This is a genomic window from Verrucomicrobiia bacterium (genome assembly GCA_035629175.1).
Classification (GTDB): domain Bacteria; phylum Verrucomicrobiota; class Verrucomicrobiia; order Limisphaerales; family DASXHY01; genus DASXHY01.
Genome location: DASPIL010000103.1, coordinates 180406 through 192501, shown reverse-complemented (window position 1 = coordinate 192501; position 12096 = coordinate 180406). Strand labels below are relative to the sequence as shown.

The 12096-nt window shown below is 59.6% G+C and carries 10 protein-coding genes; 4 read left to right on the top strand and 6 right to left on the bottom strand.

Features of this window, described 5'->3' with window-relative positions; all coding sequences use genetic code 11:
• Window positions 1–9: 9 nt before the first annotated feature.
• Window positions 10–870: a glycosyltransferase family 2 protein gene (locus tag VEH04_19160; protein ID HYG24893.1), complete on the bottom strand. Its 861-nt coding sequence runs from the start codon at window positions 868–870 to the stop codon at window positions 10–12.
• Between the two features lie 267 nt (window positions 871–1137).
• On the opposite strand from VEH04_19160, the gene VEH04_19155 reads away from it, so the two are divergent.
• From VEH04_19155 to VEH04_19140, 4 genes are read left to right on the top strand one after another with little or no spacing between them, the layout of a single operon-like run.
• Window positions 1138–1782, top strand: a complete 645-nt coding sequence (locus VEH04_19155; protein ID HYG24892.1) for a MotA/TolQ/ExbB proton channel family protein — start codon at window positions 1138–1140, stop codon at window positions 1780–1782.
• Window positions 1779–2183 carry a biopolymer transporter ExbD gene (locus VEH04_19150; GenBank protein HYG24891.1) on the top strand — a complete coding sequence of 135 codons (405 nt, stop codon included), beginning with the start codon at window positions 1779–1781 and terminating at the stop codon, window positions 2181–2183. The genes VEH04_19155 and VEH04_19150 overlap by 4 nt, the downstream gene beginning before the upstream one ends.
• Window positions 2184–2236: 53 nt before the next feature.
• Window positions 2237–2947, top strand: coding sequence for a hypothetical protein (locus tag VEH04_19145; GenBank protein ID HYG24890.1), 711 nt, complete (start codon window positions 2237–2239; stop codon window positions 2945–2947).
• A 1-nt stretch (window position 2948) separates the two neighbouring features.
• Window positions 2949–3173 carry a hypothetical protein gene (locus tag VEH04_19140; GenBank protein ID HYG24889.1) on the top strand — a complete coding sequence of 75 codons (225 nt, stop codon included), beginning with the start codon at window positions 2949–2951 and terminating at the stop codon, window positions 3171–3173.
• 28 nt (window positions 3174–3201) lie between these two features.
• Here VEH04_19140 and VEH04_19135 read toward each other — a convergent pair whose 3' ends face one another.
• The 5 genes from VEH04_19135 to VEH04_19115 all read right to left on the bottom strand — a co-directional run bounded on the left by VEH04_19135 (window position 3202) and on the right by VEH04_19115 (window position 12090).
• The gene (locus VEH04_19135) at window positions 3202–5538 is read right to left on the bottom strand and encodes a glycoside hydrolase family 44 protein (GenBank protein HYG24888.1); all 2337 of its coding nucleotides are present in this window, start codon (window positions 5536–5538) and stop codon (window positions 3202–3204) included.
• A 90-nt stretch (window positions 5539–5628) separates the two neighbouring features.
• Window positions 5629–7986: a hypothetical protein gene (locus VEH04_19130; protein ID HYG24887.1), complete on the bottom strand. Its 2358-nt coding sequence runs from the start codon at window positions 7984–7986 to the stop codon at window positions 5629–5631.
• Between the two features lie 58 nt (window positions 7987–8044).
• On the bottom strand, window positions 8045–8983 hold the full coding sequence (locus VEH04_19125; GenBank protein HYG24886.1) for a right-handed parallel beta-helix repeat-containing protein: 939 nt from the start codon (window positions 8981–8983) through the stop codon (window positions 8045–8047).
• 303 nt (window positions 8984–9286) lie between these two features.
• On the bottom strand, window positions 9287–11182 hold the full coding sequence (locus VEH04_19120; GenBank protein ID HYG24885.1) for a calcium-binding protein: 1896 nt from the start codon (window positions 11180–11182) through the stop codon (window positions 9287–9289).
• Window positions 11122–12090, bottom strand: coding sequence for a calcium-binding protein (locus tag VEH04_19115; protein ID HYG24884.1), 969 nt, complete (start codon window positions 12088–12090; stop codon window positions 11122–11124). The genes VEH04_19120 and VEH04_19115 overlap by 61 nt, the downstream gene beginning before the upstream one ends.
• Window positions 12091–12096: the final 6 nt, after the last annotated feature.

Sequence of the window (12096 nt, the reverse complement as noted above, 5' to 3'; positions counted from 1 at the left end):
CACCGAGGCTTACTTCGTCCCGACTGCAAGCGCAGCGGATCGGAGCGAATTCATCAACTCCGCTCCGGCGGAATGCTGATCCAGGCCGCGGGGGCACCATTTGGCGCGCTCGGCTTTGGCTTGAGCGAGCAGGCAATCATTGCGGCTGAGCTGGGAGCGGTTTGCCGGGGGATGCCACAAATGAAAACAAAGGGCGCGACCGCGCAGGTCGACGCGATTCAGGCCGCGATTCAAAAGGCGCACGGTTAGTTCTGTGTCCTCCCGGCCCCATCCAACGAACGCCTCGTTATATCCGTTCACCGCCACCAGATCGCGGTGCCAGATTGCCAGATTGCAACCGCGAACGCCTTTCACATCGTTGCGCACCCGCAGCAGAGGGCGCGGCCAGCGGAATGCATTGCGCAATCCGGAAATCTGCCCGCGAACGAAAGCTGCAAGGCGGTCGCGGCGGAAATCGTTCTGCCCGAACTGGTCGGCCGCCCGCCTCTCGACGAAGCATCGATGCCCCTGGACGAAGTGCCCGAGCCGCGCGGCGTCGCGATGGTCACGAATGAAGTCGGGATGGGCAACGGTGTCTCCATCCAGAAAAACCAGGTAATCCGCCGTTGCGTGGGCGATGCTTTCGTTGAGGATCCGCGCTCGCTGAAATCCCTCATCCGGCTGCCACATGTGGCGGCACGCAACGCGGTTCGCGGCTTTCCAGGCATCAATCACCTCGCGGGTTTTTTCCTTGGAACCGTCGTCCGCAATCAGCACCTCATCGGGCAGGACTGCCTGTGCGGAAATCGAGCGAAGCACTCTCTGAAGGTAATCGGGTTGATTGTACGTGTTGACGATCAAACCGATTGAGCAGCTCGTGCGCGCTACCATACCCAAGCATTCCCCCGGACACTGCAACCCCGGCGGGCTGCGACAGGTCGGCCAGCGACGCCAACAGTTTCAGGCACGCGCGACCCTCTGCGAATCCGGGTCCTTATTTGCGGGCCGTCGCACGTCATGCCAAATCCAGTATCAGCGCATCTGAACTCCATCCTTAGTGCCGAACCGGTTTAGCAGGTGACCAAAGAGCGAGGCAAGCACTTATTCCATTCCACGTTTCGCCTTGGAACAGGGTGATGGCAATCGTTATAAAGGGGCATGTCAACTTTGCCGGACATCCTGCGAAACGGCGGGACCGTTTTTTGGTTCATCCTGCTGGTCAGCGCCGTCGCCGTGGTGGTGTTCATCGAGCGATTCCTCCACTATCACCGCGCCCAGATCAACTCGACCGAGTTTCTCAATGGCGTTCGCAACGTGCTGCGCCGCGATAATGTCGTGGAAGCCATCTCCATTTGCGATGCGACGCCGGGTCCGGTTGCACGGCTCGTCAAGACAGCCATCTTGAATCGCGACCATGGGCGCGAGCGCATTGCGGAAGCCTTGGAGGAGGCAGGATTGGCGGAGGTTCCCCGGCTCGAGGAAAAACTCAACCTGCTGGCAACCATTGCGCAAATTGCGCCGTTGCTCGGTCTCGTAGGGACTGTGGTTGGATTGATGAATGTTTTTGAGCATCTGCAAAACCAGGGCGTGATGGCTCACATCGGGGACCTGGCTGGCGGCGTCTGGAAGGCATTGATCTGTTCCGGAGCGGGCCTCGCAGTCGCAATCCCCGCCCATGCCGGCTACAATTACCTCGTCAGCCGCGTAAACTCGATCGTTCTGGACATGGAACGGGCCGCAACGGAAATCGTGCACATCGTGACGGCAGGGATCTCCTCCAACCCGCCACCCCCCGCGCCATGAAGTTTCCTCGAAACGCACGGATTTTCAGGGGCCAACTCGACGCCGCCCCTTTTATTTCAGTCTTCTTTTTGCTCGTATTGTTCGTGTTGCTCGGCTCGCTGGTCTACACCCCCGGCGTCCGCATTCAGCTTCCCTCAGGCGCCGGATTCCAAGGCGTGGAAGGCCCAACCCTGGCCGTGGCGGTGGATGCGGGAGGACGCTTTTATTTTCGCAACCAGCTGACCGATGCGGAGGAGCTCGCCACGCGGCTGGACGCGGCGGTCAAGGCAAGTCCGCGAGCACCGACGCTCGTGGTGCATGCGGATAAGAACGCCCGCCGTGAAAGCCTCGATCAACTGGCATCCATAGCACGCCAGGCCGGGATCAGTGAACTCCTCCTGGCAACGCTGCCCCGGCCATGAATGCGGCGGCGCGGGTGCGAACCAGAGCATTCACGGGGAGATTCTGGGCACTTGTGCTCCTGGTTTTTGCGCTGCATCTCGCAATCATTTTCCTTTCCGCCAATCGACGCCCCATTCCGCATGCCCCCCTCGCCCGATCGGCAACCTACAAACTTGAAATGGCGATTCCCGCGGAATGGGCCGCCCTTCAGGATCCAACATTGTTCGTGCTGCCCAGCCCCCGTGGCTTCTCAGGTCCCGCGTGGATGCTCATGCCCGCCATTCGTTTTCAGCCACCCGGCTGGACCGAACCGCTGCGTTCGCCTCTCGAGTTCCAAGCCCTTGTGAATGGCCTCCGTCGTTATGCTTCCGAGGGTGAATTCAGCGCAATGGCCTCCGTTATGTTGCCGGAACCCGTGGTGACCCATCCGCGAATCCCCACGCCGCCGCCTGTTGCCCTGCGTTCGACCCTGCGCATCGAAGGCCCGCTTGCGGGAAGAACACTGTTGAATCCGGGGCCACTCCCCCCTGTTACGGACGCCTTTACAAATACAGTCGTCGACGTGCTGGTGGATCCCCACGGATTTGTATTCTCCTCCATCGTTTCGGCGGCATCAGGTTCCACCAATGATCTGCTGGCAGTCCGTTTGGCGCAGTCGCTATTGTTCGAGCCGTTGCCGCCCATCGGACCTGCGCGCTCAAACCGCGTGGAGCACGCGATGATGCCCGGGACATTGATCTTCGAATGGCGTCCCTCAGCACCTTCCATCCAAGCACTTCCCTGACATGAGCGTGCCCCTGCTGATTCTCCTTTATCTGGCCATCACGTTCAGCGCGCTGGCTGCCCTCATGATCTATGGTGAACTCCGGCAGCGCCGCTTCACGCCCACGCCGAGCCAGGATACCATTTTCCGCTGCACACGCTGCGGATTCGTTTACACCGACGATCCCGGCGTCGATCGCTCGCGCTGTTCGCAATGCGGACAGCTCAATGAGGCAATCCGTTTCTGAGCCGGCGCGAAATAAACACCTGGCGCGATCACTGCATTGCCGCGCGAAAAAATTGGTTATCGTTCGTCATCAGAAGAGTCATCGGAGTGGCGCCGTTCGTAAGCGTGATCGTCTGCACTTCCGTCCACGTCATCAGGTCCGTGCTGGCTTGCAGCTGGTAAGTCGTTCCCGTCGAACCGTGGAGAACGACTCGAAACTGTCCATCATTCCACAGCGTTGGAGCTGTCAGAACGGGAGCGGCCGCGGAGCGCGGAATCACAAATAGCGTCACACTCTGCGCCGGAACCGTGCTGGTGAATCCACTCGCCACGACAGGGATATTGCCCAGTCGCGCTATGCTGTTGGCTGCCGTCAGCTGCCAGACTTCAGCGATCCCCGCAGGAGAATGATTCGTCAACGCAAACCGCACCGGCGTGTTGCTTCCAATTTGTTTATTGATCGCCATCACCGTCAACGCTCCATCCGCCTGGCGCAGCGCAGCGAAGACGGAAACCTGGTCGGGATTCGGGACGCTGGCGCGAATGCTCACGTCGCCGAACCCGGAACGGTTGCCATCATAGTTGCGATACATCTGCATGGCCTTGAACGTAGGAGAAGCCACCGCGGGCGTGGTCCATCGCGTTGCAAGATCGAGCCCCTCCCTGCCGAAGATTCCGAACACATCCGCCTGCGCTGTGGCGCCGTTGATGTGGTGCTCGGCGCCCCAGTTGTATTCCGTGATTCCAATTTTCGTTCCCGGATAGTACGCGGTCACCCACTCGCGCATGCGTGGAATCAGCCGGACTACCGCGTTGATCCATGTTTCGTCGACGTAATTCGTATCCCACAGCGCACGTGTCGAACGATTGCGCCGCAGTTGCATCGCTGTCGAGGTGTTGTTCCCATATTCGCCGCCCTGCGGATAGATATGCAGCGTGAAGTAATCAAGCAAACGCTGCCCTGTGCTGACGGCCTGCTGCCGCGCCTGGTCCAGGAACCACGGCATGTAATCCATCCCGCCGTTGGCATTGCGGTCAGGAAAAGCGGCCGGGTTCCAATTGTTATTGGCCGTTGCCCAGGCCGCATCAAAGCCGCTGTAAAGATATCCGCTCCAACCCCACTCCTCCGGGGCAAGCAACAGCGCACCGCGATCCACCGACTTCACCATGGTGCCGTACTCGAAAAACTTGTCGCGGATCTCCTGCATGGTTGTGCCGGCGGGATGGACATCGCGATGCGTGGAGTTCCAGAGCGTATGCTCATTATCCATGCAGTAGAAGCGCACGCCGCCATTCGTGGCCAATCCCCAGCGATTGGTGAGATGCTGAATCCAAGCCTGCTGAAAAGCGGAATTTGTCTGGAAATGGGCATCATTGGGATCATTTGTGGTGATCAGCCACGTTGCGCCGGTGGAAAGGTTCGTCCCAACGCCATTGCCCGCGTCCGGGAACCACTGCCAGTCGCGATCGGTCTGCGGGCCGTACTTTGCGATGGAATAACTGGAGAGCCGCTGCCGATTCGGACCAAGTTTCGGCATCCAGCCGATCATCGGAACGGTCAGCATGGCCTCGGCTCCCCCGTCCCGGCTTTCCGAGACATGACTGTCGGCAGCTTCTCCTGGACTGGCGGGCCCCGCCTCAAGAGATTGGAAATACCAATCGGAAGCGTGATTGCGCACGTTGTCACGCCAGTTGTAGCGGGTCTCGGCGTTGCCGCCCGATCGATTCAAGGGCGCGTTCAACAAGGCGAGCTCGTTGGACGATGCGAACGCAACGCCGTAAATCAAGGGATTGATGGGGCGCAGGTCAGCTCCTGCGTCGAGAGCGACCGTGATCTGTGCGTTGGTTCCGTCTTGCGGCGGCGCGTTCGATCCGCCGAGCAGGACGATGTCATCAATATAGAACGTGGTGGGCGTGGCCGTCTCCTGGACCTGAATCCAGAAGCCATCAAAATCATTGGCTTGCGCCACGCCGAGAGCCGACAAGGGGATGCTTTCCAAACGCCACGCATTGGCGGGCAAAGGTTGGAGAACAACCGGTGCCTGTTCCTGATTGCCGCGTGTGGCTTGAACTTGGACAATCTGTGCGCCCGTCCCGCCATTGATCCAAAACGAAAGGTTCGTCAACCCGCCAGCCTGCAGGGTGTCGTTGTGAAGATAAAGGGCCTGCCATGCAGACGCTGTAACTCTGATCGACGCGGTGCCCTGATGCACGGGCGATGCATTGTTGCGATCCACTGCGGCCCAACTCCAGTCCGCCCAGCCGCCTTGCAGCGAATCAGAATAAACGGGCTGATTGGTTGCCGCGAACAGCGCGGGTGAAACGCCAAGGACCAGGCATCGCGCCAGGTTCACGATCGCGAATCGGATGCGAAGTGAAGATTGCATGCCGCATGATTCGCACATTATGTGCCGCCGAACCATGGCGGAATTTCCGACCGCGCCACAGCTCGTGAAACAACGCTTCGCTTCCGTCGGTCACAGGCCTGTCGCAAGATCCAGACGTCCGATGGCACTCAGCCATGACATTGCCGCATTCCGATCCTGCTTGATCCAATTCCGCGCCACCGACTCGATCGCAACCTGACGTTGATCAGGACTGCCAATGGCACTAATCCAGTCAGCCGCCATTTGCGGACGTTCGACGGCCACCTGTTGCGTGTAGGCCACGAATGCTTCGTCGCGGCCCGCTCCAGCGGGTTGCCGTCCGAGCCATTTCCCGGCGTTCGAGGGATCCACGATCGCCCACTGCTCGGCGACATTTCGCAACGCAGAATCGCGCATCGAGCTTTCTGGAAACGTAGCGACCCAAGACGCTGTCGCGGCGGGATCTGCCATTGACCAATTGAGAACGAGCGTGTCGACAGCCTGCACCTGGAGATCCCCAAGCTTCAGATTGGCCGCAAAGGCTGCGGCTTCGGGTGCGGCCTGTTGCGACAATGCGATCACCAGCTGCGAAATAAATTCAGTTCGATCCTCACCCGCGGGAAGTTTGAGTGCCCGTTCCATTGCGCCCTTTGGATCTTCGCGTCCCCACACCTGTGCGATATGACCGAGCAGGCTGTTGCGATCCTCACCCTTCGCTTGAAGCGCCAGGTCGAGCGTGGTGGATGGTTCTGTGTATGCCAGTTGATTGCCGATCGCGAGCAGCGCCTGGTGTTTCGTCTCGCCGTCCGGAAGCTTCGCCGCCCATTCCAGCGCCGAAACAGAATCGTCTCGAACCCATTGGCCAATGCTCGTTTCCAGCACGCGCGCGCGGCCGTCGCCCGCGGGCAATGATTGAGCCCACTGGATCGCGGCGGCGGGATCGGACTTCATCATCTCCTCGCCCAGTTGTTCGTACGCGCGGCGCCGTGCCATTCCCTCAGGCAAGGATTTTGCCCACGTAATCGCCTCGTTCTGGTCCGCTTGCGCAAGGCCAAACACGACCGACGAAATCGCGTTCAGCTGCGTTGTGCCGGGCGGGAGTTCCGCCGCAAATTTCGCCGCAATCTGCGGGTCATCGCGTGACAAGGTGGACGCCACGGATTGCATCAACTGATCCCGCTCGCTGCCTGGCGGGAGGGATTTTGCGAAGGAAAGCGCTGCATCAGGATCGTCAAGTGCCATTTGTCCCACGACCTGCGAGATTGCGGCGCTGCGTCCGCTGCCTGGCGGAAGGTTCGTGGCTGTTGAAAGTGCCTGAGCCGGGTTTTCAAGCGACCACAACATCGCGACGTTGCTGAGCATATCATTCTTCGCAGGTCCGGCTGGCAGCGCATCTGCATACGCGAATGCCGCGGCAGGATCCACATTGGCCCAATTGCCGATCACATGCCGCATCACGTTGTCGCGGCTTGCGCCGGCAGGCAGCTTCGCCGCGAACTGCGCGGCGCCTTCGGGATCGCTCGTGGGCCAGGCCGAGGCCACCTGAGTGATTGCTGCAATACGATTCGGCCCGGGAGGCAGCGCCAGCGCGTACTCGGATGCAGCGGCGGGATTTGCCACTGCCCAGTTGGCAAGGATTGAATTGAACACTGAGTTCTTCTGGCCGCCCGGTGCGAGGGAACCTGCCCAGGCCAGCGCCAACTGCGGATCGGCGGCCACCCACGCTGCGCCGATCGCTTCGAACACGGCCAATCGTTCAGAGGGGCGCAAATCCATTCCCGCCGCAAACGCGGCAGCCGAGGCCGGGTCAGAGGCGGCCCACGATTTGAAAACATTCGCGTACGAAGAGGAGCGAATCGTTCGGGGCAACAACTCGGCCAGTTCGAGCGCCCCGCGCGGATCATGTGCGGCCATGTATTCCACCGCGCGGTTAACCAGTTCATTCCGCAACGCGCCGGGAGGCTGGTCGCGAACCCACGCAATCGCGTCATGAGAATGGGTGTAAAGCCAGCTTTGGATCACGAGAAGAACAAGGCCTTCGCGAAGCGTTGAATCCGGCAATGCCGTTGAATAGGCGAGTGCCGCAGCAGGGTCCGCTTCACCCCAGCGCGAAATCACTGAATGACGCAATTCATCCTGCGTGGTCGAAAGGATCAGATGGCGGGCCATGCCAGCCAGTTGCCGCAACTGCGATGCATCGAGGCCGTTCAAAATCATTTCCCATTCCTTGGTGCGACGCCAGATGCCGCGCCGGCACTCGGCCTCGAGTCGTGCGGCGATTTGGTCCACCGACAGCGCAACGGGTGTGTCCGCTGTTCGATAAGCGCGGCCGTTTGCAAGGGTGCGCTCGGACACGACCATTGCGTTCGCAGCGGGAGATCGAGAAGGTTCAGGACGCTGAAGCCGTCCCGCGACAAACCCGCCAGCCAGGCCGATCGACAGTAGCAGAAGAGGAAGAAACTTTTTCATGCCGTGCAGGACCGCGGCAGCGCTGGGCTGCCGCGGTTTGATGACTGTTACATGGAGGCTATTGGCAGGCGACGTTGATCACGTTGCCGGATCCGCCCGTGATGGATTTGCATCCTCCGCCATTGTTGCGAACAGTCCCGGCGTTGATGCGGGTGTTGTAGGTGTCCTGAAGCCAGATGCCGATGCCGCTGCAGTTCTGCAGCAGGCAATTGTTCACCGTCATATCGCGGCTTTGCGTAACGCTGAAGATTCCGCGTCCGCAACGGTCAGAGTTGGCTGTGCCCAGCGAGCCCTTGCCGTTGCTGTTGGCGCAGCGGAAACCCGCGTAGCCGCCGCCGTAGTTGCAGTTATAGGCGTTCACCGTGCCGCCTGACGAGTTGACCGTCTTGTTCAGCAGCAAACCGCAGCCGCTCGAGTCGCGCGCGGTCACGGTTCCATAATAGAAACCATCAACACCGTAGGTTTCAAAACCGTGGGCCGTCGCTCCGATGGAGGTCGGGCTGTTGGCGTTGACGTTCCGCGACCAGCCGCCCTTGCTGTCGTCAATGCGGAAGGGAAGCCCCCCGCCGCTATGGCTGCAGCCACCCAGCGTGATGGTGCTGCTCGTCCGAACCCAAACGCCATAGCGCGGGCTGCCGCTCATCTTCAGGTTGTCGATGCGGATGTTGCTCTTGTTGTCCACCTGCACGACGGATGTTGCGCGGTTGCCATTGACGGTGACGCCGTTGTAGTTCAGCCAAACGCCATTCTTCGGCGCGACGCCGTAGCTTGCGTCGGCGTTGCCGCTGTTCTTGATGTTCACCGTTCCGGAACTCATGGCATTGATGCACGCCTGGATCGCGGCATTCATGCTGGACCCGGTGTATTTCGTGGAGCCGTCGACTCGGCCGGTCCATGTGGTGCCCGACTTGAACACTTCGCCGGTTGCTGCATCGACGGAACTTGCACCGAGCACGAGCAGGGTTGCGGCAGTAAGAACTGCCAGTTGTTTTTTCATTGTTTGTTGTGGTTGGGTTGTGCCAACGGCGCGGCCATCGAACAGTGATCCGATCAGGCACAAGGCAATGCGACCCCTGATGCCGGGGCGGATCATCCGATCGCGGAAGACGGAGAATGGACAGTCTCCGGGAGATGTGTTGTCGCGCCAATTGCGTGTTGTTGTTGGGACCGACACTTCCCAGGACCAGCCTGCGAAGCGGCGGAACTGAGTGGAGCTAACGGTTCAGACAGTATCAGGGAGTTGATTGAGAAACATCACCAGTTCTGTTGATTACCGCATCCCCTAATTGGGTGAGGTGATTTAGTCTTGAATTACGATGTTGCTGCCGGAGCCGCCGTCGAGCACGTCAAATCCCGGACCTCCGAATAACACATCGTCACCCTCTCCACCAAACAGCACATCCGCGCCGTCGCTTCCCCGCAACACGTCAGCATTGTCTCCACCATCGATGGTGAGCGTCAGAAAACCTGCTGCAAGATTTTGCGCATTGACGGTGTCGTTTCCCGCGAGTGTGTTGACGCGCAAGTGGTCGTTCGCAGCTTCGGAACTCGCAATGGAAATAACAGGACCGAGTCCAGATACAACCACGTTCGTCGCCGAGTTACTCACGGTCACCACGTCTTCTGCGGCCGTACCACTCACCACCACGCTGTCAACCTGCGCATCGCCCGACGACCCGCCAAGGATTCCCGAGAGATTGATGCCAACCATGCCAACATCCGTTGCCGCGAGACTATGGACCACGATGATATCCGCCCCGCCCAGTGATTCGTGGCGAACGACTTCAACATCGTCAAGGTCGAGCGTCACGCTGCCAAGATTTCGGAAGAACTTGAGCCTGGAGCCGTTGGCTGAAAGATCAATGGTTTCGGAGCCTGCACTGCCATTAAAACGAAGCGTGTCCACCCCGCCCTGTCCTTCGATGACGTCACTCCCATCACCTGGATCCCATTGAAATGCATCATCGCCTGCACCAAGCATCGCAGTATCGTTGCCCTGCTGCCCATCCACGAAGTCGTTGTCGTCGCCACCCAGCAGGAAGTCGGGCCCGTTGCTGCCCAGCAGCGTGTCATCTCCCGCCCCGCCATCCACAGTGATCTGGATCAGTGCGGCGAGATTCCCAACCGCAGAAAAACTGTCGTCGCCGCCATTCGCATTCAATATCAGCCTTTCACATGTTCCGATATCGAGGAAAAACGGAGCAGGATTGATCCGATCAAACCGAACGCGAACGCCATTGGCGGTGGTGCTGAATATTTCAGCGCCGTTTCCTCCATTGATCTCGACGGTATCGACTCCGTTGGTTCCATCGATTAAATCGGTATCGTCGCCCGGGTTCCAAACGAATCGATCATCCCCGTCGCCCAGCTGTATCGTATCGTTTCCATTTCCACCAACCACGAGGTCTTCGTCTGGACCACCGTTCAGCACATCGTCACCCTCGCTGCCAGTTAGCACGTCGTCGCCGAACCCGCCATCCAGGATCAACCCGATCTGTCCGCCGGCCAAAGCCGTCGCAGTCAGGACGTCTTCCCCTTCCAATCCGTTGATCGTCAAGCGATCCAGTGCTGGCTCCGCTGCGCTGATTTGCACACGCACGGAAAAGGCGTCCACCACCACATTCGTCCCGCTGCTGGCAGGAGAGATTTTGTCGGCGTCCACGGTTCCGTTAATAACAACATTGTCCGACTGCGCGTCGCCAGCGCCGCCGCCCGGGGATGAGGCAAGATTGACACTGACATTTGTCACGCTCGTCGCGAAAAGCGGCTGCACGACCAAGATATCCGCACCTCCCCCTAATTCAACGCGCGCCGTTTCAACATCATCAAGGTCGAGGACTACGTTGCCGAGGTTGCGCGAGAAACGAAACCGCGAGCCGTTGGGCGACAAGTCGATGGTTTCGCTTCCGGCGCTCCCATTGAAGCGCAACAGATCAACACCGCCCTGCCCCTCAACCGTGTCATTGCCATCACCCGGATCCCATTGAAAGGTGTCATCACCTGCACCAAGGAACGCGACATCCGAGCCCTGCTGGCCATCCACAAAATCGTTGTCGTCACCGCCGAGCAGGATATCCGGCCCGTTACTTCCCAACAGGGAGTCATTCCCTGGCCCGCCATCGACAGTGATTCTGATCAATGCGGCAAGATTGCCGGTGGCGGCGAACGTGTCCGTTCCGCCGTTGCAATAAAGCACAAGATTCTCGCATGTTCCGATGTCGATGGAAAAGGGCGCGGGATCAACCCGATCGAAGCGAACACGCGTACCATTGGCGGTTGCGGTGAAAAACTCTCCGCCATTGCCGCCGTTGATTTGCACTGTATCCGTGCCGTTCGTTCCATCCACCAGGTCGGTGTCGTCGCCGGGATTCCAAACGAACAGGTCGTTCCCTTCGCCCATCTCACAATATCATCTCCATCCCCGCCGACCACCGTGTCGTCGTCCGCGCCTCCCAGGATGTTGTCCGTGCCTCCGCGTCCGAAGAGTGTATCGAACCCCGCACCGCCGCTAACGACATCTGCGCCAGAACCGCCGGTCAGCGAGTCATTGCCTACGTCGCCTTGGATATTTGCAGGAGGCAAGGGTCCCATCCCTTCATTGAGCGACAGCACATCATCGCCGCCACGGCCAAAGATCTGGATCAGGACCGTATTGGCCACGGTAGGCTGACCGCCAATGATCGCGATTGAGCCATCGTTTACCAGAAGCCCGCCGGAGGCATTGCGGCTGACGGTGATCGTATTGGGACCGTCATCCCCAATGACAGTCAAGATGCCCGCGACGCTGGAAAAAGTTGCCGTGCCGGGAATCCGCTTCACTCGAAAGTACCGCGCGGTCTCGTCCGCTATTGAGTTTGTGAAGAAGAGGAAATTGTCAGCGCCTGGCATTCCTGGGCCTGCATTGGTCCACGCCGGCAGTGTGGAACTGGCCTCCACCTGGTAAGACACATTGTGGGAACCAAACCAGCGCAAGACAACATTCTGGTCTGTCTGTGTTATTCCCACCTGCAGGGCAGGATCAATGGCGGCAGACAGGTGATGAACCTGCAGCACGACACTTAAACATACGCATAGCGCGGCCGGGGCAAGAGTCAGGGGTTTCACCGGGGC